Origin of the sequence: Methylocystis sp. H62, from assembly GCF_015709515.1 — a bacterium.
Taxonomy (GTDB): domain Bacteria; phylum Pseudomonadota; class Alphaproteobacteria; order Rhizobiales; family Beijerinckiaceae; genus Methylocystis.
Window position 1 is genome coordinate 23,542 of the sequence record NZ_JADNQZ010000037.1, and the last position, 22,902, is coordinate 46,443.

General features: G+C 59.6%; 22 protein-coding genes and 6 pseudogenes. 23 read left to right on the forward strand and 5 right to left on the reverse strand.

Going from position 1 to position 22,902, the window contains the following annotated elements:
- Positions 1 to 10: 10 nt before the first annotated feature.
- From IYY11_RS02345 to IYY11_RS02385, 9 genes and pseudogenes are all read left to right on the forward strand, one after another.
- Positions 11 to 805 (forward strand): ABC transporter ATP-binding protein, encoded by a 795-nt coding sequence (locus tag IYY11_RS02345; RefSeq protein WP_196402576.1) that lies wholly within the window; start codon positions 11 to 13, stop codon positions 803 to 805.
- Positions 806 to 858: 53 nt separating this feature from the next.
- Positions 859 to 2,580 carry an OFA family MFS transporter gene (locus IYY11_RS02350; protein ID WP_196402577.1) on the forward strand — a complete coding sequence of 574 codons (1,722 nt, stop codon included), beginning with the start codon at positions 859 to 861 and terminating at the stop codon, positions 2,578 to 2,580.
- Positions 2,581 to 3,676: 1,096 nt separating this feature from the next.
- A pseudogene (locus tag IYY11_RS23600) lies at positions 3,677 to 3,757 on the forward strand (hypothetical protein); the annotation flags it as partial.
- Between the two features lie 737 nt (positions 3,758 to 4,494).
- A complete protein-coding gene (locus IYY11_RS22685) occupies positions 4,495 to 4,917 on the forward strand; it encodes a Mu transposase C-terminal domain-containing protein (protein WP_246719572.1) in 423 nt (140 codons plus the stop codon).
- A 51-nt stretch (positions 4,918 to 4,968) separates the two neighbouring features.
- Positions 4,969 to 5,850 (forward strand): annotated as a pseudogene (locus IYY11_RS02360) (TniB family NTP-binding protein).
- A complete protein-coding gene (locus IYY11_RS02365) occupies positions 5,847 to 6,731 on the forward strand; it encodes a TniQ family protein (RefSeq protein ID WP_196402578.1) in 885 nt (294 codons plus the stop codon). The pseudogene IYY11_RS02360 and the gene IYY11_RS02365 overlap by 4 nt, the downstream one beginning before the upstream one ends.
- A gap of 431 nt (positions 6,732 to 7,162) precedes the next feature.
- On the forward strand, positions 7,163 to 7,300 hold the full coding sequence (locus tag IYY11_RS22690) for a hypothetical protein (RefSeq protein ID WP_246719573.1): 138 nt from the start codon (positions 7,163 to 7,165) through the stop codon (positions 7,298 to 7,300).
- A gap of 446 nt (positions 7,301 to 7,746) precedes the next feature.
- Positions 7,747 to 8,388 carry a glutathione S-transferase family protein gene (locus tag IYY11_RS02380; protein ID WP_196402579.1) on the forward strand — a complete coding sequence of 214 codons (642 nt, stop codon included), beginning with the start codon at positions 7,747 to 7,749 and terminating at the stop codon, positions 8,386 to 8,388.
- A 739-nt stretch (positions 8,389 to 9,127) separates the two neighbouring features.
- Entirely contained in the window at positions 9,128 to 9,454 is a 327-nt protein-coding gene (locus IYY11_RS02385) for a hypothetical protein (protein ID WP_196402580.1), read from the forward strand.
- 28 nt (positions 9,455 to 9,482) lie between these two features.
- Here the strand turns inward: IYY11_RS02385 and IYY11_RS02390 are convergent, their stop codons facing one another.
- Positions 9,483 to 9,695 (reverse strand): hypothetical protein, encoded by a 213-nt coding sequence (locus IYY11_RS02390; RefSeq protein ID WP_196402581.1) that lies wholly within the window; start codon positions 9,693 to 9,695, stop codon positions 9,483 to 9,485.
- A 398-nt stretch (positions 9,696 to 10,093) separates the two neighbouring features.
- On the opposite strand from IYY11_RS02390, the gene IYY11_RS02395 reads away from it, so the two are divergent.
- Together IYY11_RS02395 and IYY11_RS02400 are read left to right on the forward strand one after the other, a co-directional pair.
- Positions 10,094 to 10,330, forward strand: a complete 237-nt coding sequence (locus tag IYY11_RS02395; protein WP_196402582.1) for a hypothetical protein — start codon at positions 10,094 to 10,096, stop codon at positions 10,328 to 10,330.
- Between the two features lie 493 nt (positions 10,331 to 10,823).
- The gene (locus IYY11_RS02400; protein WP_196402583.1) at positions 10,824 to 11,081 is read left to right on the forward strand and encodes a hypothetical protein; all 258 of its coding nucleotides are present in this window, start codon (positions 10,824 to 10,826) and stop codon (positions 11,079 to 11,081) included.
- Between the two features lie 240 nt (positions 11,082 to 11,321).
- Here IYY11_RS02400 and IYY11_RS02405 read toward each other — a convergent pair whose 3' ends face one another.
- Complete coding sequence (locus IYY11_RS02405; RefSeq protein WP_196402584.1) at positions 11,322 to 11,825, reverse strand: hypothetical protein; 504 nt, start codon at positions 11,823 to 11,825, stop codon at positions 11,322 to 11,324.
- 276 nt (positions 11,826 to 12,101) lie between these two features.
- Between IYY11_RS02405 and IYY11_RS23605 the strand changes: the two are divergent.
- The 9 genes and pseudogenes from IYY11_RS23605 to IYY11_RS02450 all read left to right on the forward strand — a co-directional run.
- Positions 12,102 to 12,728, forward strand: a pseudogene (locus IYY11_RS23605) (PAS domain-containing protein); the annotation flags it as partial.
- Between the two features lie 27 nt (positions 12,729 to 12,755).
- Positions 12,756 to 12,956 carry an HWE histidine kinase domain-containing protein gene (locus IYY11_RS23610; RefSeq protein ID WP_281431662.1) on the forward strand — a complete coding sequence of 67 codons (201 nt, stop codon included), beginning with the start codon at positions 12,756 to 12,758 and terminating at the stop codon, positions 12,954 to 12,956.
- Between the two features lie 31 nt (positions 12,957 to 12,987).
- Complete coding sequence (locus tag IYY11_RS02415) at positions 12,988 to 13,332, forward strand: sensor histidine kinase (protein WP_196402586.1); 345 nt, start codon at positions 12,988 to 12,990, stop codon at positions 13,330 to 13,332.
- Positions 13,286 to 13,693, forward strand: a complete 408-nt coding sequence (locus IYY11_RS02420) for a response regulator (protein ID WP_312029684.1) — start codon at positions 13,286 to 13,288, stop codon at positions 13,691 to 13,693. Before IYY11_RS02415 ends, IYY11_RS02420 begins: the two co-directional genes overlap by 47 nt.
- 495 nt (positions 13,694 to 14,188) lie before the next feature.
- On the forward strand, positions 14,189 to 14,647 hold the full coding sequence (locus tag IYY11_RS02425; RefSeq protein WP_196402587.1) for a MucR family transcriptional regulator: 459 nt from the start codon (positions 14,189 to 14,191) through the stop codon (positions 14,645 to 14,647).
- Between the two features lie 363 nt (positions 14,648 to 15,010).
- A complete protein-coding gene (locus IYY11_RS22695; RefSeq protein ID WP_246719578.1) occupies positions 15,011 to 15,316 on the forward strand; it encodes a hypothetical protein in 306 nt (101 codons plus the stop codon).
- A 39-nt stretch (positions 15,317 to 15,355) separates the two neighbouring features.
- Entirely contained in the window at positions 15,356 to 15,664 is a 309-nt protein-coding gene (locus tag IYY11_RS22700; RefSeq protein WP_312029685.1) for a hypothetical protein, read from the forward strand.
- An 8-nt stretch (positions 15,665 to 15,672) separates the two neighbouring features.
- Positions 15,673 to 18,544: pseudogene (fdhF, locus tag IYY11_RS02445) on the forward strand (formate dehydrogenase subunit alpha).
- Positions 18,541 to 18,822 (forward strand): formate dehydrogenase subunit delta, encoded by a 282-nt coding sequence (locus IYY11_RS02450; RefSeq protein ID WP_196402589.1) that lies wholly within the window; start codon positions 18,541 to 18,543, stop codon positions 18,820 to 18,822. Before fdhF ends, IYY11_RS02450 begins: the two are co-directional and overlap by 4 nt.
- Positions 18,823 to 19,072: 250 nt before the next feature.
- On the opposite strand, the gene IYY11_RS02455 is transcribed toward IYY11_RS02450, so the two are convergent.
- Entirely contained in the window at positions 19,073 to 19,303 is a 231-nt protein-coding gene (locus IYY11_RS02455) for a DUF1403 family protein (protein ID WP_196402596.1), read from the reverse strand.
- Positions 19,304 to 19,350: 47 nt separating this feature from the next.
- Here IYY11_RS02455 and IYY11_RS02460 point away from each other — a divergent pair, with 47 nt between their 5' ends.
- Complete coding sequence (locus tag IYY11_RS02460; RefSeq protein WP_196402590.1) at positions 19,351 to 19,521, forward strand: hypothetical protein; 171 nt, start codon at positions 19,351 to 19,353, stop codon at positions 19,519 to 19,521.
- Positions 19,522 to 19,846: 325 nt separating this feature from the next.
- Here the strand turns inward: IYY11_RS02460 and IYY11_RS02465 are convergent.
- Positions 19,847 to 19,993, reverse strand: a pseudogene (locus tag IYY11_RS02465) (ISNCY family transposase); the annotation flags it as partial.
- A gap of 9 nt (positions 19,994 to 20,002) precedes the next feature.
- Between IYY11_RS02465 and IYY11_RS02470 the strand changes: the two are divergent.
- Positions 20,003 to 21,265: an ISKra4 family transposase gene (locus IYY11_RS02470; protein ID WP_246719574.1), complete on the forward strand. Its 1,263-nt coding sequence runs from the start codon at positions 20,003 to 20,005 to the stop codon at positions 21,263 to 21,265.
- A gap of 170 nt (positions 21,266 to 21,435) precedes the next feature.
- On the opposite strand, the pseudogene IYY11_RS02475 reads toward IYY11_RS02470, so the two are convergent.
- Positions 21,436 to 22,014 (reverse strand): annotated as a pseudogene (locus IYY11_RS02475) (TCP-1/cpn60 chaperonin family protein); the annotation flags it as partial.
- Positions 22,015 to 22,308: 294 nt separating this feature from the next.
- Between IYY11_RS02475 and IYY11_RS02485 the strand changes: the two are divergent.
- Positions 22,309 to 22,716 (forward strand): ISAs1 family transposase, encoded by a 408-nt coding sequence (locus IYY11_RS02485; RefSeq protein ID WP_196402592.1) that lies wholly within the window; start codon positions 22,309 to 22,311, stop codon positions 22,714 to 22,716.
- Positions 22,717 to 22,902: the final 186 nt, after the last annotated feature.

Below are 22,902 nucleotides of genomic sequence, written 5' to 3' on the forward strand. Positions count from 1 at the left end.
GGAGGTCAACATGTCAAGTTTTCTTAAGATCGAAAACGTCGACAAGATCTTTACGCACGGCTCCGCGACGACGAAGGTCTTGGAGAACATCAATTTGCGAGTGGAGAAAGGGCAATTTGTCTCCATCATCGGCCATTCTGGCTGCGGCAAATCCACGCTGCTTAACATTGTCGCTGGCCTTCTGACGGCGACGAGCGGCGGCGTCATTCTCGAGGAGCGGGAAGTCAACGAACCGGGTCCCGACCGCGCAGTGGTCTTTCAGAACCACTCGCTGCTTCCCTGGCTTTCGTCCTATGACAATGTACGACTCGCCGTCAATAAAGTGTTCCGCAAGACCGAGACTCGCGTCAAGCGGCATGAGCGCACGATGCGAATGCTTGACCTCGTGCAGATGACGCACGCAAAAGATAAGCGCCCCGGCGAAATATCGGGCGGCATGAAGCAGCGAGTCGGCATTGCGCGCGCCCTTGCGATGGAGCCGAAAGTCCTGTTGCTCGATGAGCCATTTGGAGCGCTCGACGCGCTGACGCGCGCACATCTGCAGGATCAGGTCATGGCGCTGCAGGCGAAGCTTGGCGCCACCGTGATAATGATCACCCACGACGTCGACGAGGCCGTGCTGCTCTCGGACCGTATCGTGATGATGACGAACGGGCCGCGCGCGACGATCGGCGAAGTTCTGCCAGTCCCGCTGCCGCGTCCACGCGACCGCATCCAGCTTGCCGTCGATCCAATCTATCTCGAATGCCGGCGACGAGTGCTGCAATTTCTTTATGAGCGCCACAGCTACATCGAAGCGGCGTAAGGAGCCGCGGGTCGCGCCCTTTATCCAGCACAACATAGCTCGTGAGCCACTTTATGCCGGCGATATCCATTGCCCATCGCGATTTCTTGTCTCGCGAGCGAACCGTCGCTTCACCCGCGTTCAATCGCTGGCTCGTGCCGCCGGCGGCGCTCGCCATTCATCTCTGCATCGGCATGGCCTATGGCTTTTCCGTCTTCTGGCTGCCGCTGTCGCGGATCATTGGCGGCGCGCAGCCGAAGGAATGCGCAGAAACGCTCGGTCTTTTCGCGACGCTCGTCGCCACCGACTGCGACTGGAAGATCAGCTGGCTGGGCTGGACGTTCACGCTGTTCTTCGTATTTCTGGGCTCCTCGGCGGCGGTCTTCGGCCATTGGCTGGAGACGGCCGGCCCCCGCAAGGCCGGACTCGCGGCGGCCTGCTGCTGGTGCGGCGGCCTGCTGATCTCGGCGCTCGGCGTCTATCTCCATCAGATCTCTTTGCTGTGGATCGGCTCCGGCGTGATCGGCGGCATTGGTCTCGGGCTTGGATACATCTCGCCGGTCTCGACGCTCATCAAATGGTTCCCGGACCGGCGCGGCCTCGCGACCGGTCTCGCCATCATGGGTTTTGGCGGCGGCGCGATGATCGGCGCGCCGCTCGCCGATCGGCTGATGGGCTTCTATGCGACGCCGGCTTCGCCCGGCGTCTGGCAGACCTTCGTCACGCTCGCCGCGATTTATTTCGCTTTCATGGTCGCCGGCGCGCTCAGCTACCGGGTGCCGCCCGAGGGTTGGGCGCCGGAAGGCTTCACGCCGCCCGCGGCGGCCAAGAACGCCATGGTGACGCATCGCCATGTGCATCTCGACGTCGCATGGAAGACGCCGCAATTCTGGCTGCTCTGGGCCGTGCTCTGTCTCAACGTCTCCGCCGGCATCGGCGTTCTGGGCATGGCCTCGCCGATGCTGCAGGAAGTTTTCGGCGGCAGACTGATCGGTCTGGACATCGGTTTTGATCAGCTCGCCCCCGATCAGAAAAAGCAGATCGCGGCGATCGCGGCGGGCTTCACCGGCCTGTTGAGCCTGTGCAACATCGGCGGGCGCATCGGCTGGGCCTCGGCGTCCGATACATTCGGCCGCAAGGTCACCTACGCGATCTTTTTTATCGTCGGCATCGCGCTTTATTCCGCCGAACCCTTCGCGGCGAAGGGCGGCATGGTCGGCCTCTTCGTCCTGCTCTTCGCCGTCATCATCACCATGTATGGCGGCGGCTTCGCGACGATTCCCGCCTATCTCGCCGACATCTTCGGCACGCATCATGTCGGCGCCATCCATGGCCGGCTGCTGACCGCCTGGTCGACGGCGGGCGTGCTCGGACCGGTGCTGGTCAATTACATTCGCGAATATCAGCTTGCGCACGGCGCGCCGCGCGAAGACGCCTATAATCAGACCATGTATGTGCTCGCGGGCCTGCTGCTCTGCGGTCTCGTCTGCAATCTGCTGGTGCGGCCCTGCGCCGAGAAATATTACATGAGCGATGAAGAGGTCGCGGCGCAAAAGCACATCACGGTCGCCGAGGTCGTCAAGGAAGATGACGAGGTCCACGCCGACTTCGAGGATTTTGTCGAAGAGGCGCTGGAGCCGGCTGCGACCGACTCCGCTCCGCCGATCGCCGCGCGCGCGCCGCCCGGCTCAAAGGGCGGATCGCTGCTGCTGGTTTTCGCCTGGGCCGCCGTCGGCATCCCCCTCGCCTGGGGCGTCTGGATGACGCTTCTTAAGACAGCAGCGCTGTTTCGATAGAAACTGACGCATTATCGCAAACTCCTTCGACGCCGCATTCAATGCGTCAACGATGCGGATTTGCCGTGGCGTCATCTGTCCCCTTGGCTTTACGCAAAGCGCTGCTGCGGTTAACGGCGAAATGCGACGACCCCTCGTCGGATCAATCGCGGCCGCCTTCGAACATGGGTGAAAGTCAGTTACCGACAATGTTAACGACGATGATTTGACTACCGCCTCTGTGACTCAGACCCATAAGTGCAGCGTGACGACATGGCTTGCAAAATCATAAAGCCGAAGCCGGCCACCGATTTCGCGAGCGGATCTGCCGAAGAACCCCTTTGATCAGTGATCCCGTAAGATCTCCCGGAGTATTTCCTCGACCGAGTGCGGCGAAATTCCGAGATCTTCAAATCTTGGCATCTCTGGCGAGGACACGTTATCGACTTGCATCAGCTCTACTTGATTGCGAGTGACGGGCGGGCTCGGGAGCATTTCCGCGACCCAAGCCAGCGTGCGCCAGACGCCGAACGGGACCGGAACCAAAATAGGCTTGAGGTTAGCTTCATGGGCAACGACTCTGAGCAATGCCTCGTAAGAGTAGACGCGAGGACCGCCTGTCGGGAGCCATTTTGGCTTGAGAATGCGCCTTCAGAAAAATCAATGATTTAATCGAAGCCATCATAGTACGGAATATCCATTTAATTTGACAATATGGCTTGCAAAAGCCGCTTAATTTGAGATTTTGAAGCCGCAACCTTTTTTGTAAATCCGGCAGGCGGCAATGGGCGGCGAAGACGACTTTCCCGAGGATGACGCGGCTTCTCGGCGCAGAGAAGAAGGCTGCCGGCGCGAAGAGGCAATTCGTGGCCTATTAAAGCGGCACGATGACAAGAGGCTCTCGATCGGCGCCGTCGATGAAATCGCGCAGGAATTGGGCGTCAGCCGATCAACGATGTATCGTTTGATCACGGCCTATCGAGCCAAGGGCACGGTGTCGTCGGTCGAACCGCGCGCGCTGGGGCGACGAAAAGATACGCTCGTGTTGGACGCCAAGCGGGAAAAGCTCATCGCTGCGACGATCCACGAGATTTATCTGAAGCCCGAGCGCCCGACCATGACGTATCTGATTGAGCAAGTGCGGGCACGATGCGCGCAAAAAGGCTTGCCGCTTCCAGATCGCCGTTCGATCAAGGCGCGCGTTGATCGAATTGATCGACGAACTGTTGCTCTAAAGCGCAAGGATCTAAAGGGCGTCAAAGCCACAAAAGCCGTGCCGGGTCAGTATGTGGCGTCGCGACCGCTTGAAGTCGTGCAGATCGATCACACAGAAGTCGATGTTTTCCTGGTCGACGAAACGACAAGGGAAACAATAAAAAAGCGACCTTGGTTGACGCTCGCCATCGACGTGTTCACGCGCATGGTCGTTGGATTTCATTTGTCGATGGACAAGCCGTCGCGCGTCTCACTCGGCCTCTGCATGTTGAACGCGGTTTACGACAAGAGCGCGTGGTTGAAGGAACGCAAGATCGACGCGTCGTGGCCGGCCGCCGGATTGCCTGAGTCCGTGCACGCGGACAATGGCGCTGATTTTCGTAGCCGTGCTTTTGCATGGGCGTGCCGCGAAGAGGGAGTCAAGCTCATCTTTCGACCCCCAGGCGCTCCTCATTATGGCGGGCACATTGAACGCCTGATTGGCACGATGATGGGGCGCGTGCATTTTTATCCAGGATCGACTTTCGCCAATCTAATTGCGCGCCAGGGCAACAATCCCGGGCGCTTCGCGGCGATGACATTCCGCGAATTCGAATGCGCGTTGGGATGGGAGATCGCCGGCCGCTACAACGAGGAAATTCACAGCGCCCTGCTCCGCCCCCCATCGCTGTATGGCGCGAATATGAGGCTTCGCTGGCGTTGCGCATGCCCAAAGACCGAATGGCGTTTTGGGTTTCGTTCCTGCCCGACGCACATCGTACGCTCAGGCCGGACGGGATCTGGCTCCATGATATTCCCTATTGGTCGAATGCGCTCTCTGGCCAGGTTGGACGCGCGAAAGGCGAGCTTCTCGTCAAATTCGATCCACGAGATGTTTCACGAATATTCGTTCAACATCCCGACGGTCGCTTTTTAGAAGCCCGCGCGCGGCCTCTTAACTTCCCTGCCATCGGCCTGCGGGAGTGGAAGCAAGGCAGGAAAGCGCTGGGTGGAAAAGGCCGCAGGGAGCGGAACGACGAGCAGATCACCAAGACCGCGCTGACGCAGCGCAAACTGATCGACGAAGCGATCGCCAAGACCGCAGCCGCACGACGGGCGCCGATCAAAACAAAAAATGGGATGAGGCGGATTTCGGCTCGATGAGCGGCATCGACTCGCGCATACCAACTGTGTTGGAACTCGTGGAGCGGCAGCGTGACCGGAACACCCGACCATCTGACGGATGACGCCGGCGCCGTTTTGGCCGAGAGCATCGACGAGCGCATCTATTTTGTCCGCTCGAAGCGGTGGATCGCCTATCCCAAAGCGCTTGAGATACTGGGACATCTGAACGCCCTGCTCAAGCATCCGCGGACAACGCGGATGCCGTCTCTGGCTGTTTATGGCGACAGCGGCATGGGCAAATCCATGCTGGTGGAAAAGTTCAAAGACGACTACACGCTGAGCGCCCGCGAAAAGCCACACGGACCGAAGGCAAAATTGTTGATTGTCGAACTGGCGGGACGGCCGAATGAGCGCCGTCTCTTCGCGTAAATTCTCGCGGTGTTGGGCGCGCCCCAAAACCCACGCGCCACGATCGTCGAACTCGAAAGGACCCCAGTCCGCCTGCTGGACGACCTCGGCGTCCAAGTGTTGGTTTTAGACGAGATCCATAAACTGCTCGCGGCGTCATGGCGCGAACAGCGCGTCGTCTTCAACACACTGCGCTATTTGAGCAACGAACTGAAACTGTCTTTGGTTTGCTTTGGGATTATGGAAGCGCGCCAGGCGATCAATGGCGATGTGCAATTGGCGCGCCGCTTTGACTCCATCTCATTGCCGCGATGGATAGCGGACAAAGAGTTCGAGCAACTCGTCCTTGCCATCGTGCGTAACCTGCCCTTGAAGGAACCGAGCGTTCTGACGGTGAAAGGCTTGCGACGCATTCTGTTGGTCAGCGGTGGAGTCAGCGCACGGATTTTCCGCATGCTCAATGACGTGGCGATCGAAGCCATTGAAACTGGCGCCGAACGGATCACCGACGAAGCGCTGGAGCGCTACAAGCCCGTGGGGGAAGACGAGGCGACTTTCCAATGATCGACGACGATGACGCCCAGAGGCCCCTGCCGGTGGTGCTGAAGCCGGTCGACGACGAACTGCTCTCGTCGTGGTTGGAAAGGCACGCAGCATACTATGGTGTGTCGGGACCGTTTTTCGCCAAATGGCTGATGCTCGGCACGCGCAACCTCTCGCTCCTCGATCATCGGCTAGGGTTGACGCAGGTCGCGCGCTTATCTGAAAAGCTCCGATGCGATCCGATCGCGCTCATCGCGATGACGTTCATTGATACTCCGGCACGATCCGCTGAATTGATCTGCCGCAACAGAGCGCCACAAATTTGTCGGTCCTGCGCGGAGCGGCACGCGCGCGAGGGCGCATCAGGCGCGGTTCCGAAGCATTGGCGAAAAGTCTGGCGCATCACCTGCCCCGCTTGCGGCGCGCCTTTGTCAGACACGAATGAGCGTCCCGACGCCGGTGAAACATTGCGCGACACCAGCCCGTTCGCGCGCGTTTGGAAAGAAGCTGTCGCCGGCGAAGCGATCATTGAGCGCTTCCTGCAAGGCGACGTTTCGTTCGACTATTCGCCGATCGCGCTCATGCGCGCGCTGCTCGTGCATACGTGGCGGCCATGCGGCGCGAATGGCCGTGAGCCTGCGGCCGGATGGGCGCTTGGCGCGATCTTTCCCGAATTCGACAATCTCGCGCGGCCAATCAAGCGCAGGATCAATCATGCGGCTGTTGCAGCTCTTCCAATCTCGCTCCGGCCGGCGCTCTTGGCGGGCGTTGCGCGAACCATCGCCAGTCCCGCAATCCTCGACGCTGTTCGAGATGAGACGAGCCTGCGAGGTCGAAGAGCATTCGAGCGCCTATGCGAGACAGCTCGTCTCGAAGCTCAAACCACAAAAGAAAGCCATTAAGCGTGAGAATATTGAAGGTCGATATTTTCACGTTTAATGGCTTTTTCCATTCGGAATCGGGTATTCTCAAGCCAAGATGGCTCCCGACAGTCTCAGTTTGAATTTTCGTGGGATTGACGCGCGCTCGTGTCGACACAATTCACGTGTAATGCTTAGCGCAAAGCAGGAGATCGGCAATATGATGTCGATGACACGAGCGGAACTTGACGACGCTATTGCATCGCTGGTCGAGCAAAAAACCCGTAGGCTCCCGTTGACCCACAAAGACATGTCAGAGTGGTTGTTCGGTAGCAATTGCCATGCAGCGAGCGTGAATGCCGCTTGCCTTCGTTTGATCGAGCAGAAGCGGATTGATCGCGATGGCCTTGGGGTTTCCGGCGACCCTTTCACGTATCGGCCCTATCGGGAGCCGATTGACCGCAGGATTTGAAATGCCAATCGGACCTAAAGGCGAAAAACGCCTCGCCGACGCTATAGCCCGCGCCGTGAAAGTCATGCGGATCGCCACTGGCGATGAGCCGGAGGATTACGGCAACGCCCCCGCGAAGAACCAGCCGCCGCCGAGCTAGGCCGCAAGGGCGGTAAGAAGCGCGCCGAGGTATGACGCCAGAGCGGCGTGCCGAGATCGCGAAGAAGGCAGCTAAGTGACGATGAACCGCTAGGGCTAAGTGAAACCGGGCCTTGGACGATCTGTACAGCTTGTTGCCGCACTATTGCTCTCCCGAGGTGATTTTCTATTATCTTGAACGGCGCCGTATTGCTTAGGGTATGCATATGGCAATGATGAAGTGTTAGAACTAAATCCTGAAACGTTTGATCAGATTCGAGCCTGACAACATGGACCAACGCTAGCACATTGGTCGAATAGTATATGAGTGTTGTGTGCTCTGCCTTCATTATTGGCAAATATCTTTGCAATAGATTCAACAACTTGGTAGTGCGTCAGTTTGAACTTCAGCTCGCAAGTCAAGCGTGAGAGCTGGATCTAATCGGCGCCGACGAATGGAGCAACCGGATGGTCGACCTGATCCTCACCACCTTCGATTGGGTTCCCGAGACGCCGCGCGGTTTTGTGCGTGACATACGAGTGCGTTGGGCACTGGAAGAAGCCGGGTTGTCCTATCGCGTCGAGAGCACATCATTTCGCGATCGGCAACCTCTGCACTTCTCGCGCCAGCCTTTCGGTCAAGTGCCATGGCTGACAGATGGAGACATTGTGATCTTCGAGAGCGGCGCGATCCTGCTCCATCTGGGCGAACTGAGCGACAAGCTGATGCCTGTCGAGCGGCGCGGTCGCAGCGAAGTCAAGGAATGGCTGTTTGCCGCACTCGCATCGGTCGAGGCGGCAAGCCAACCTTGGTCTTTCTTCAAGTTCTCCGGTGATGCCGGAGAAACGCCGATGTGGAATTTTTTTGACGATTTCCTAAACAAGAGCCGACTCAGGCACATGGAACCGGTAGTGGCACAACGTAAATGGTTGGCAGGGACCTTTTCGGTCGCCGACATCCTCATGGCGGATGTGCTGCGCCTTGTTGATCGATTTGACGGGCTGGCGGAATTTCCCGCTTGTCGAGCCTATGTCGCGCGTGCCACGGCTCGCCCATCCTTTGTGAAGGCGCACGCAGATCAGATGGTCCATTTTGCTGCGGCAGACTGAGCAATATCGGGTGCCCAACGTTCCTGCCGTACAGCTCAAGACCGATGGTCACACATTTACCCGAAGTCCTTAATATCTGCGCGACTCCATCGCCAAACTACCAGCGACCTCCATCAGCGCCTCAGAGTACGATTATGGGAAATTTCTGCGATGACCCCTAAGGTGTAATGGATTAAGCTTTATACGTCGCCGGTTTTGATCTCCTCTTTGCCGGCACCAGGAGCGCCCCGACCGTGGATGTAACGGCGGGGCGTTTTTTTGCGATCAGCCCAGCTTTAATGCCAGCACGACAATTTTCTCGATTTTGGGCGGCTGCTAGAAACCTCCGGCGCCTTTGCCATGAGCGCTTTTGCGACTTCCCCGGCAAGATGAGCGTCTCTCCCGGCTTTCGTCATGGAAGATGTCAAAGATGCAAAAAAATGGTGGGCGACACTCGGATCGCTAGCCACGAAACGTGCCAGGCTCCGCCTCTACGAGCGGCAGCGCCGATTTCAAGAACGTCGCAACCTCGTGCTCCTTGCCGATCTTCGCTTCCAGCGTTGCCAAGATGCCAAACTTTACGAACTACGGCCTCCTCACCATCAGTTTGCACCTTTCGACGTAATTTGCACCACGGCATAATTCTTCGCTCGCCCGCGCTGTCGCCGATTGGCTGTTCACTTGCGCAGCCACCGCAGAACGTCGGGTGCTCGAAGAGCCTCTCGACAAGCCCAAACGGATGACGGCCGGAGGCGTCGCCATGAACGCGCCCGATTTGAATAACCAGACCACGAACGAAGCCACCGGCGGCAACGAGGATTTGGCTCATCAGCCTGCCCGTGAGAGCTACGATGTCGCCGCCGCGCTAAATCTTGTGTCGGAAACAGCGGCGGCAATCAAAGCATTCGATGAACAGGCAGCTCGATCGCTAATGCGCGCTCATGAAGTCGCCGATGCGGTCAAAGAAGAATTGGCCCGCGCAGAGCTGCGCGCCGAACGCGTGAGACGACGCTGCGCTTGGCCGAGGCTCAAATCAAGCAAATGTTGGCCGCTACCGGGTCCAGGCGGCGAGGCCTGCCGAGCGTGACCTTGTGAGATCCAGTGCGTGCGGCCGTTTAGTAGCCATGACGGCGGATAGCACGGCGCTTCTGCCGACGGGCTTCCCTGCGCCAGACACCACCGGCAATCACAGCCTGAACGAAAAGGCCGTCGGCGTTCGAGATCACGGCGCTCGATGGGACCGTCACAGGGGCAGCATCAGCGATCGGCTCATAACCGAAAAGCAACGACAGGCTAATCGCAAATCCTACAACTTTATAGCGAGTCATAGACACCCTCCCTCGTTGATCCCGAGCGACGGCTGCTCAGTTAGCGTCCCAGCATCCCCTGGCAAGTGTTTGGCGCGCTGTTCACCAAACGCCGCAAGGAGGCCTATGAGGCGCTTCACCCGGAGACGAAGTATGAGGCCAGGCCGGGACGCGCCGGTAAATGTCGCCAAGTTGGCGACATTTGAGAATCTGCCGACCGCCTCAACTCCGACACGGCCGCGAAGATGGGCCAGTCAGAGCGCACCATACAACGCGACGCTGAGCGCCGCGAGAAAATCAGCGAGTAGGCGCTGTCGCCTTTGCGCGACGACGCTGTTGCGGCAATCTCGCCGTCCTAGCCGCGCCAGGGTGCGGTCCGCCGAGCGGTTATGCTCCCCGGGGCCTGAGGAAAAGGAGCCATGACTTTAGACAAACTCAGACGAGAACTTGAAGCTTATAACCGCCGCGTTGCATATGCGAGCGAATGCCACGCATGGAGCGATTTTGTCATCGACTGCCGCAACAAATACGGTGTCGTGCCTTGGCATAACAATGCCGCGGAAATTGAGCCTTCAGGGGATTTTGTCGATTATTGGCTTGGCGTCACGAACGGCAAAAATCACGAATATGACGCTGCGACTGGCGATCGAACTTAAAACCCGAGCGCAGCAAAGAAGATGGAGGCGCATGCGCGGGAATAAAGCAGTACTCGTCCACGATCTCCGGTCGGCTGGCCTCGACGCCAACGCTTGGGTTTACGGCCGGAGGGCGGGCGCGTGTTGTCGCTGCCATTGCCACAGACAGTGGCGAGACACTTGTGATCGAAGCCTATGGCATACATGCGCTTACCGCGCTTTTGTGCCTCCCGAATGGCGCTCGCCTCAAGGTCTTCGGCGAACTAGCCGGGGGAAATTTCAGGGTCGGACGTGTCGAGCGGCGTTAACTCTTGGCGTTAACTCTTGCTCGCGCCTGAGCCATCGGCACCCACTCAAAACGGCGGCCGCCGACGGCGACGAGCCAGCCGTGGGCAAGCGTCGACGTCGCGGGGCGCGGGCTGCGCCAACAGTCACGCTTGGCAATCGATGGTGCGACTCCATATTTTTACTGGGGCATATCGCGTTGCGCACAAATGCGCACACAGGAGCGCATATGCTGAATCACTCCGAATTTCTCCGGTCTTCCTGGAAGCGCAGCGTGACGTCGATGCCGCAGGGAACCGAGCGCGAACCATGTATTGAACCACATGAGACGCTCACAGCACTGCTTCGCTCAGGAATGACGTCCGAAGCGACTACGCTGGTGTTGCTTGTCGAACTGGATCGGATCGGGCGAATTGTGCGCGAGATTGAGCGAGAACTTTCGCTGTGGGACGCTTCGGAGGCTCGTGGAGATTCCCGCGCCAATTGACCCGAAACGGTTAGAGCGCAAGGGTGTTCTACTCGAGCTCTCTCGGCGTAAAGGTGGCAATTGTCGGAGGGGCGGGCACTATAAATGACTAACATGCATGCTCGAGCTTTCGTCGACACAGACGAACAGTCAAAAATGTCGCTGAGAGGAATTGTCGTACGCTGGCGTCCGGCGACGCTTATCGGGTAAATGTGGGGCGCGCGCTAGTCGCGGGGCATCTTCAGTCGCAAGATATTGAAATCATTGGCGCGCCCAAGCGCATTTGAACCTCCGTTTTCGCCGTGAACGGGCGGCGAGCAGCGCGACCGGAGACGGGAGGGCGCGCCAGTCTCTTTGCCTGCCGCCTCGAGCGCTTCGATTGGCCGGAGCTGAGAGCGGCGGCGGGAGAAATTCGTAATGAGCGACAAAGAGGCGCAATGGCCGTTCTGGCCGACGCGCTGACGAAGATCGGGCGTGGCGACGATCGATCTCGCGATAACGACGCAGATGGTCGACCTTGCGGCGCGCACGGGCGATCTCCCGCTCAGGCGCTCGCCGCCGCCACCTATGAGCCGTTGCCATCGCCGGGGCGATCTTTTTCAAGGCTTCGTTCTCGTGCATTTGCTTATTGCTAATGATAGCAATACACATCCACTTTTTATCGATAGTAAATAACTGCGCATTCAAAATATTCATAACCAAAATGGAGGCTTCAAGAGATTTCTGCATAAAAAATGGGCATAACGCTGATAATAAATTGGCCAACGATGTTTTATTCCTGTCATAAATTTGCTTCCGTCAACTGTAATTATGATGAAACATCGTCGAGCCTCCACAGTTGCCTTTAGCAAGCACGCGGCAGCTTCCGCGTGCGCTCGAATGTCAGCCGAAAGGCTGCGGGTGAACGAATGTGACAGGTCGACCATGTAGCGGGGGCGGAGGCGGCCCAGGCAGCGAAGAACTGCTCCGGCTACTAGTCGAAAGCGCAACCGACTTCGCCATCATCTCGATCGACAGCCAAGGCAGCGTACGAGCTGGAACGCCGGTGCTGAACGTCTGCTTGGCCAGACATCAGCGGAGATGCTCAATCAAAGCAGTGACATCATCTTCACGCCAGAGGATCGGGCGGCCGGCGCACCCGAGCGCGAGCGGGCCGAGGCTAGGGCAAAGGGGCGCGCCGAGGACGAGCGTTGGCATCAGCGAAAGGATGGTTCGCGGTTCTGGGGCTCGGGCGTCATGATGCCGCTCGCAGACGGCAGCGGCTTCGTGAAAATCTTTCGCAATTTGACCGAGCGTCGAGTGGCCGAGCAGCGGATCCGCGAGAGCGAAGAATCGTTCCGTCTGCTCGCGACCAACATCCCACAGCTTGTCTTTCGAACTAAAGGTAATGGCGCGCGCGCCTGGGGCAGCCCACAGTGGATCGAATTTACAGGCCTCTCACTTGAGGACAGCCTGGGCTTTGGATGGCTTGAAGCGATTCATCCCGAGGACCATGACGCAACTGTCGCCGCCTGGGCCGCGGCGGAAGAGACTGGCGAATATTGTGTGGAGCATCGGATTCGGCGGGGAAGCGACGGGGAATATCGCTGGCACCAGACCAGGGCGAAGCCTATCGCCGAGATCCAGGGCGATTGGGTTGGCACCTCAACCGACGTTCACCAGTTGCGTGAGTTTCAAGAGCTCCAGCAGGTTCTCTTGGCGGAGCTCCAGCACCGAACCAGAAACCTGCTCGCCGTTGTGCAGTCGATTGCGCGCCAGACCATACGCACTAGCCGCTCCCTAGACGAGTTTGTACCTCAATTCGAGGGGCGGTTGCGTGCACTTAGCCGAGTTCAGGGACTGCTCGCGCGGCTTGATCACGGTTCCATCGATTTGCGCGGGCGACGATCTGGGTAATGACAAAGTGAGGATTGAGGATCCGAGCGTGATGTTGTCCGCAACTGTGGCGCAGGTTTTGGCGCTTGCAATCCATGAGCTCGCCACTAATGCGATAAAATATGGCGCGCTTAAGCAACGCTCAGGAAAGCTTGAGGTTATGTGGCGAATAGATGACGGCGACAACGAGGAGCGGCGCGTGGCGTTGGAGTGGCGGGAAACGGGCGTCGATATGCCAGACCGAGGCGCTCCAATGCGGAGAGGCTATGGCCGCGAGCTGATCGAGCGTGCGCTCCCCTACCAGCTCAAGGCCTCAACGAGCTTGGAATTCGGACTGGATGGCGTGCGCTGTGGAATCGTTCTCGCAATTGAGCGCGAGGTGGGAGCCAATGGCTGAGCGAACAGCAGACACACTGAGCGGCCGGCGCATTCTCATCGTCGAAGACGAGTACATAATCGCTGCCGACCTGGCGCAATCGCTTGAGGGCCTCGGCGCCAAGGTGATCGGCCCTGCAGGGTCGGTGGCCGACGCCTTGGCCCTGATCGCCCGCGAACGGGCGATCGACGTTGCGGTGCTCGACGTCACGCTTGGGTCGGAGAAGATTTTCCCTGTTGCCGACGTCTTGCAGGCGCGTGGGGTGGCGTTCGTCTTCGCCACTGCCCATGACGCGTGGATCGTACCTACCGCCTACGCGAATGCCCCGCATTTCAAAAAGCCAATCGATACGCGGGCGCTTGCGCGATTTTTTCCGGAATAAAAACTCTGGTTCGTAACGCCAGGCTCGCGCATTCGCCGCGCGGTGGTTTTAAACGGCGCTAGGGAGCAGAATTGTGATTTGAATGGTGGTCGCCTCCATCGAGAGCTCGACGAGGACAGGATCGTTTAGGAAATCCACTTCGTGGCGGCGGCCGCTCGCGCCACGTAGGATAGCGAACATTGTTGATCCTCCTTCACTTTCCAGGAATCCGCTGTCGCGGGACCATTGATTCTGCTTGGATTCTTTGTTGCAGAAGTTACTTGCACAATTGGGCGCGTGACCAGCGCGATTGGCCGTGTGTGCCGACGACAGACGATAGGGAGTCCTACCCGCTTGTGAATTCGAGTATCCCGCCTCGAGACTTCAGGCACGAGACGAGCACGAAGCGTGCCTGAATCAGGGGCGGCGGATTTGCCCGGCGGATTCGTGAAGAAAGAATTGAGGCACGATTTTTGATGGTGCCGGAAGCAGCGAACCTATCGACGAGGATTTTCCGTGTCATCAAATACAGATCAGCCGAATATAACCGAGCTCGCCGCCGAAATCGTAGCGGCGTTCGTCTCTCGCAATTCGCTGCCAGCCTCGGAGCTTCCCGCCCTGATCTTGTCCGTGGATACGGCGTTGCGTCGTCTCGCGACGGGCACCCCGGCGACGGCGGCTTTGCCGCGCGAAAAACCCGGGCCCGCAGTCTCTATCCGTAAGTCGGTCACGCCTGACTATCTCATCTGTCTGGATGATGGGAAGCAGTTCAAATCGTTGAAGCGGCACCTCCGTTTGCTCGGAATGTCGCCCGACGAGTATCGGGCCAAGTGGGGCTTGCCCGGCGACTATCCGATGGTCGCGGCGAATTACGCGGCGCAGCGGTCGGAACTGGCGAAGGGCATGGGGCTCGGTCACGCGCGCAAGAAGGTCGCGCCGGCTCCGGGCGGCCGCAAGCCGACGGCGAGCGCCTAACAATCGCGGTGGACGTGCGCGTCGCTGCCACGATCCTTCCTGAGCTTCACTACGTATGATAATGCCCTTTATCATATAATTGATAAGAGGCCACACCCCGAATGCCAGACGAACATGACAAACGCTTCCTCGATGACTGGCGGGCGGCGTTCGTCCAGTTGCAGCAGCGCGGAAGGAGACTGACGCAGCTCAAGGACGAGGGGAGTCGACAAAACCGATCAAACCGTCGCGGATGCGGAGGGCGAATTCGCCAGGCTCCTTGCAGAGCTCGAGCAGCTCTGGAACGTGTATTACGCGGAGCGCGCACAAGGATGACCGCACACGTCGGAAACCAGAATACGCGACGCCGCCGTAGGATCTCTCATGCCCCTCCTGCCGAAATTCGCCGTCGTCGTTTGGATCAGGAAGACCGCCGCCCTGCCCGCGCTGCGCGATGAGCTGATCGGACTCGCCGCCGATGACCCTGATGAGACGACCGAATACGAGGAGATGGTGGATTTTCGAGATATCGAGGCCGTCAGGAACGCCATCGTCGAACATTGGAGCAGTGGCCAAGCCGAGGGGCAGATCAATCGCCTCAAGACACTTAAGCGCGCCATGTACGGCCGCGCAGGCATTGAGCTGCTGCGAGCGCGAATGCTTCCATTCGAAACGGCCATGTGCACGTAAAGTGACGCAGACCCCCTTGAAAGCAAATCGACACCCCGCGTGCTGCTCTTCGCGATGTCGTCGAAGGATGCCGAGAAGCAGTTCGTCAACCGGCTCGGCCAATGCGCGCTCTCTTGCCCAGGCTCGGCCGTCTATTCGACGGTTGAGGGCGAGTTCGAGATCAAGTTTGGCGACGCGGTTCGCCAATTCGGCGACAAGTGCAGATGTGATGCACGAGTAGATGGAGAGTGTCGCCCGTCGCCAGAGATGGAAACAACTGGATGGGGGAAGGAAAGCGTCCTAACCTGCTCTTCAAGAGGGTCGGCTCACTTCTTGAAGGATACAAGAAAAACAGCTTTGGATTGGTGAGGTGGCAAATGTGGTCTGAACTGCGCGGACTGAAGGACGAGATCGATTTTGGCACCCCGCCCAGAGACGGGTCGCCCGTAACGCTTGAAATCGACGACGTGACCGTCAGCGTTCCGGCGGGAAGCTCCGTGATGCTTGCCGCGGCCAAGGCCGGCCGCAACATCCCCAAGCTTTGCGCGACCGATATGCTGGAACCTTTCGGCAGCTGCCGCGTCTGCCTCATCGAGGTCGAGGGGCGAAACGGCTATCCGGCCAGCTGCACGACGCCCGTCGCCGAAGGCATGAGTGTGCGGACGCAGTCGCCGACACTGCAAAGGTTACGCCACGGGGTCTTGGAGCTTTACCTTTCGGACTTTCCGCCGAGCGAAATTCCAGACGGCTGGAGCGAGTTCCACGAAACTCTCAAGGCGGAGGGCGTCGCGGAGAACCGCTACGGGGCGGGATGCAATCATTTCGACAGTGAAATCGACGCTTCGAATCCATATTTTCTCTTCGACCCGGCCAAGTGTATCGTCTGTAGCCGATGCGTGCGCGCTTGCGCCGAGGTGCAGGGCACCTTCGCGATTACGATCGCGGGGAGAAGTTTCGAGTCAAAGGTCGTGGCCAGTCAGGACCAGCCGTTCTTCGAATCGGAATGCGTCAGCTGCGGCGCCTGCGTGCAGGCGTGCCCTAGTCACGCACTGGTCGAAAAGAGCCTGTTCGAGGGAGAGTACCGTCATGCCCAATCCGCTGAAGCCTGAGAAATCTGTCGTCACGACATGTGCCTATTGCGGCGTCGGTTGCGGCTTCAAGGCCGAGACGCGCGGGGACAAGATTGTTCGCATGACTCCCTGGAAGGAGGGAAAGGCGAACCACGGCCATAGCTGCATCAAGGGCCGCTTCGCTTATGACTATTACATCGCTGCGGACCGCGTGCGAACACCGCTTATTCGCGCCTCAATTGAAGATCCGTGGGCGCCGGTGAGTTGGGAAGAGGCTTTCAGCCATGCAGCGAGCGAGTTCAAGCGCATCCAGGCCAAGTACGGCGTCAAGTCCGTGGGCGCCGTCTCGAGCTCGCGCTGCACCAATGAGGAAATCTTCCTCGTGCAGAAATTCGCGCGCGCCGTGCTCGGCAACAACAACATCGACAATTGCGCCCGCATCTGCCACTCGCCGACGCAGTTCGGCCTCACCAACACGATCGGCTGGGGCGCGGCGAGCCAACATTTCGACTCGATCCTTCAGGCCGACGTCATCATGGTGGTCGGCGCCAATCCGACCGAGGGTCATCCGGTCTTCGGTTCGCTGATGAAGCGGCGCATCCGCCAGGGCGCGAAGCTGGTCGTCATCGATCCGCGCAAGACGGAGACAGTTGAGTCGGCGCACTGCAAGGCGGACGTTCATCTTGCGATCCGTCCGGGCACGAATGTCGCGACGCTGGACAGCTTCGCTCACGTGATCGTGCGCGAGAAGCTCTATAACGAGGCTTTCGTGCGCGCCCGCTGCGAGGTTAACGAATTCGAGAACTGGAAGGCGCTCGTCGGCTCCGACAAATATGCGCCGGAAGTTGTCGGTCCGATCGCGGGCGTCGATCCGGAAGACATACGCAAGGCGGCCCGCCTGTATGCGGGCGGCCCGAACAGCGCGATCTATTACGGGCTCGGCGTGACCGAACATTCGCAAGGCTCGACCGGCGTGATGTGCTTGGGCAATCTGGGTCTCTCCTGCGGCATGCTCGGGCGCGAAGGCGTGGGCGTGAACCCGCTGCGTGGCCAGGGCAATGTGCAGGGTGGAAGCTGCCTCGGCAGCTGGCCGCATGTGTTTAGCGGCTATCGTTTTGTCACCGACGACGCCACGCGCCATAGTTTCGAGGCCGAATGGGGCGTGACGCTCGACGCGGAGCCGGGCCTGCGCCTGCCCAACATGCTCGACTCGGCCGTCTCCGGAGCGTTCAAGGGCATGTACGTGATGGGCGAGGATCCGGTGCAGAGCGATCCCAACCAGCATCATGTCATCGCCGCGATGAAGAACATGGAATGCGTCGTACTCCATGATCTCTTCCTCAACGAGACGTCGAAATACGCGCATGTCTTCTTCCCCGGCTCGTCGTCGCTGGAGAAGGATGGCACCTTCACCAACGCCGAGCGCCGCGTCTCGCGCGTCCGTAAGGTCGTGGAGCCGCTCGCCGGCTACGAAGACTGGGAGATCACCGTCAAATTCATGAACGCGATGGGCTATCGGATCTCCTATTCGAGCGCCGGGGAGGTTCTGGACGAGATCGCGCGGCTCTCGCCCGCCTATCGCGGCATGAGCTTCGCGCTTATCGACCGGATCGGTTCGGCGCAATGGCCTTGCGACGAGGAAGCGCCCGAGGGCACGGAGGTTCTTCATCGCGTGAAGTTCCCGCGCGCCAACGGACTGGGGACCTTCATGCTGACGGAATATGTGCCGACGGCGGAGCGTACGTCGGACCAGTATCCGCTGCTGTTGACGACGGGCCGCATTCTCACGCAATACAATGTCGGCACGCAGACGCGCCGCACCGCGAACTCCATGTGGCATCCCGAGGACGTGCTGGAGATCAACGCGGACGACGCTGCGCCTCGTGGCCTAAGGGACGGGGACTGGGTGCATATTTCGAGCCGCTTCGGTCAGATCGAACTGCGCGCGCAGATTTCGGAGCGCGTCAATTCCGGCGTCGTTTACACGACCTTCCACCACGCGAAATCGAAGGCGAACGCCGTCACCTCGGACCTTTCCGACTGGGCGACGAACTGTCCGGAATACAAGGTCACGGCAGTGGATGTGGTGCGCATTTCGGCACCCGCTTCCGCCGACGCCAATGAAGGCGCAAGGCCGGGCGTCAAGACGCCGGCGAAAGAACTGGAGCCCGCGGAATGACAGGCTCGGCGCAAGACGGCGACGTGATAGCGCTGGAGCGCATTATCGTGATGGCCAATCAGATCGGGGATTTCTTCTCTGCCTATCCACCGGAACGTTGTGCTGAGGGCATTCGCAATCATTTGCGGACCTACTGGGATCCGCGGATGCGCGAGGAGCTGCTGGAGCATATCGCCGCCGGCGGCGCGGGGCTTGCGCTCCATGTCGTCGAAGGCGCGGCGCTTTTGCGCGACGAGTCGCACGGGAAGCCCGGCTATTATGGCCCGCCTAAGGCGTGACCTTGGGCACCTTCGCAATCCGCTCGCGGTCATATAAGCCGGCCAAAAAGGCTGCGAAATGACGATGTCGGCGTCGAACAGCAGGTCGGCGCCCCGCCCTGTCGCGCAACGGCTGGGCCGTGCGCGCGTCTCATCGGACGCTGCGCCATCAGCGCGCGCCGCCTTCGTCGACCGCATGTCGGCGTCCCTCCCATCACATTTTTTTGCGCGTTTACTTCACGCAAACCGGTTCCCACTTTGCTCGAAAACGCTACAGTCCATACAGCCGAAAATTGGCGCGGCCGGTGAGTTCCCGAATGGCACCGACCGCGACCAGTCGATCGAACAGACGCCGCGCAGCGCGATCGGAAAGCCCCGCCGCCTTCGCCGCGCGCGACGCCGAAACGCAATCATCCGAAAGCAGCAAATCGACGACGCGCACCGCTCTTTTGGCGCGCAATTTCGGCGCGTGACTCAACAATGTTTCCGAGCGACGCCACAGTTCGCCGGCAAGCGCTGCATAGAACGCACCCCGGAATGCTTTGCGTCATGAAGCCAATTATTGAGCTTGTCTGGATCATCGCCGCGCAGAATGCTTCGAAAGCGCATCGCGAGTTGGCGCATTACGACGAAGCTGGGAGAGGCCTGTTTCAATACGACGACCTTAGCGTTCTCGGCGGGCGTGAGTCGCCGCGTCGGCTTCATGCCTTCAATGCCTGAAACCCGTTCTCGAAAATGGATCGCGCCGCCAAGCTGAGCTTTTTGGGTGAACCGGAGTGGAGTTTTTTCAACAAGGTCGCCAGACGCCGGGCTCAACAAAGAGAAGACCGAACGCTGCGTTAAGCGTCGGGCTGGTCATTACGCCGCAAACCGCGACAGTTTTGCTGATTTGAGCAGCCGGCGAAGAAACTTTCCGCCGGAACTCACCATTCCATTGACCGGCTCGAGCCCGCGCATGTCCTTGAGTTCGACGCGGATGTTGTCTTCGCTAGTCGGGGTTGCGCTGCCGCGCTGCTCGAACAGAACCGCGATCTTTCAGAGACCTTCAGCCTACCTTGAAAATGCTCTTGGCCTGGCCGCCCCGGCGCGGCGCCTTCTTACTGCGGCTCACGCCGAGCTGCTTCTGGCGTTCTGCGATATAGGCCAACACTGGTCCCAATCGCTTGTTTTCGACAATCGCAGCCTGATCGACCTGGAGAGCATGCAAGGTTGTGGGGGGAGGCGAGCCTATGCAAAAGCTGTTTGGCGGGTGAAGCTTGTCGCGGACTTTGGGGACGAAGCGGCGGAGGTGGCCCGGATCGAAAGAGACGAGTTCACTGTCCCGGAAACGCTTGGTCTTTCGCTTGGCGAAGGGAAACGCCTTACCGCTGCTATTCAAACGGAAATGGTTCGCACGCAGGTGGAGACGATGGGCGAGCGCTTCCGCTGCTGCGTGCATTGCGGTTCGACCTTGGCGAGCAAAGGGTACAGATCGGTCACCTTTCGATCCCTCTTCGGCGACGTGCCGCTTCGAGTTCGTCGGTTCACGAACTGCCAATGCTGCCGCGAAGTCGCGGATGAACCGAGAAGTTTTTCGGCGTTGACGCTTGAACGCGGCATAGCGCCCGAACTCGCCTACGTCACCGCCAAATTCGCCGCGCTTGCGCCGTTTGCCAAGGTGGCTGATCTGCTCGCGGAGTTGCTGCCCATCGGCGGCGCCGTCAATGCCGGTACGGTGCGCAATCGAACTCGCCGTGTCGGCGAGCATATCGCGCGACTGCGTCCCGAGGGAGTGGCGGATCCCGACATTGACGCAGTGACCCCCGCAGTCGTGATCGGCCTTGATGGAGGCTATCTGCGCAGCCGGCATCGTCGCCCCGAGCGGAATTTCGAAGTGCTAACGGGCAAGGTGCTCAATGTCGATGGATCGCAGCATCGCTTCGCCTTTGCTCGCAACGGCAATTCTGCGAGCGAATTTGCCGATGCGGTTGTGAGCGCGGGCGTCCGTCTCGGCGCGCCGGCGACGGTGCTTTGCGACGGCGACCCTGGACTGTGGAAGTTGCAGCGTCAGGTCATGCCAGAGGCGAGTCTCGTCCTCGACTGGTTCCATATCGCCATGCGTTTTGAACACGCCCTGCAGGCGGCGCGCGGCCTTGGCGCCGGCACTTTCAGCGACTACCTCCAAGGCCATCCGATCCGCGAACTCGAGAGCGCCAAGTGGAGACTCAGGCACGGCCGCTCCAGCGCATGTCTTGGGCGCTTGGCGCGCCTGATGCATTGGTTCGACGCCGCTCATGTCAGAGACGTCAAAGGCGCCGCCGCGGTCCCGCGACATATCAACGATTTGATTGAATATCTCTACGCCAATGAACTTGCGCTCGTGAACTACGGACGGCGACACCGCGATCGGCTGCCGATTTCAACCGCATTTGTGGAAAGCGCAGTTAATGAAATCCTATCAAAGCGCATGATCAAGAAGCAGTAGATGCGATGGAATAGGTGGACTGTGCAGCCCTTTCTTGACGTGCGTGTTGCCGTTCTCAACAAGACCCTCGCTGGCTCGTTCAGGCGGCTCTATCCAGACTTCGAACCAGACAATGAAAATCACCCAATGCGGCTCTCAGCGTGACGAACCCCACGACTTTGCATGCTCCCCATACCTTCTACGACGTCGAGCACCGTCTCTGTCGTCTTGGATTCCTCCACCGTGATCACGCCTTCGTTGCCGACCTTGTCCATGGCCTCCGCGACGAGCTCGCCGATGGTGGGATCGTTGTGCGCCGAGATCGCGGCGACCTGGGCCTTTTCTTTGCGCGTCGCCACTGGTCGCGATAGGGCCCGCAATGCTTCGATCGCGCCCTTGGCGGCCCGATCCAGGCCGCGCTTGATGTCGATCGCGCTTGCGCCGGCGACGACGTTGCGTACGCCGTCGGCCAATATCGCGTGAGCCAGAATCGTTGCTGTGCTCGTTCCGTCGCCGACCATGTCGCCCGTCCTTTCGGCTGCCTGGCACAGCATCCGAGCGCCCAGATTCTCCTCTGGGTCCTTGAGATCGAATTCCTTTGCGATGGTGACGCCGTCGTTGCAGACGATCGGAGCGCCCCACTTCCTTTCGATTAATACAGATTTCGATCGCGGCCCCAAAGTCACACGAACCGCATCGGCGAGCTGCGTGGCGCCGCGTAGTATCTTTTCACGCGCGGCGGAGCGAAACAGGACTTGTTTGTGCGCCATCCGCAATCAGGGCTGTTCAACGCTCAGTGCTTTGGTTTGACCGAGAGGGGTGATTTTTCGCTTTTCAGGTCGGGAAGTGTCTGAATCTATGGGGAGCAACCCGAATCGGAGGTTGCCCTATGACGACGATCGATCTTGCATCCTGTCTTGCCGCCATCCCGGATCGGCGGCGCGCCGAAGGAAAGATTTACGGTCAGGTCGGCGTCATTCTGTTTTCGATCATCGCGATGCTGAGCGGCGCTCGGTCGTATCGCCAAATCCATGCCCTGATCCGCGCGAGGCTTTGCGTGCTCAATGCGGCTTTTCCGGACGCTGCGCTGCGACGAGCGCCAGCCTTATTCCTCCGTGCGCGGAATCCTGCGCCGACTCGATCCGAACGAAGTCGAGCAGGCGTTTCGCCGTCATGCGGAAAGTCTCGACGTTTCCTGCGCCGCCGCGCCGTCCCGCTTCATCGCCATCGACGGAAAGACGTTGCGGCAAAGCTTCGACGCTTTCGCCGACCGCAAGGCCGCACATGTGCTCAGCGCCTTCGCCGTCGACCATCGGATCATTCTCGCGCATGAAGTGATCGACGAGAAATCGAACGAGATCCCCGCCGCGCAGGCGCTGATCGCCGCCATGGGCCTGAGCGACCGCGTCTTCACGCTCGACGCCATGCACTGCCAAAAAAACCTTCGAGATCGCACGCGGGACCGGCAATGAACTGATCGTTCAAGTCAAAGCTAATCAGCCGGGTTTGTCGCAACGCTGCGAGCACATCGCCGCGACGGCGGCTCCAATCGCCGTCGACGACAGCCGCAATCTGACGCGAAATCGCCAGGAAGACCGGCGTGTCGAAGTCTATGCTCCCGGCGCCGCCCTCGATGACGACGAATGGGCGCCGTTGAT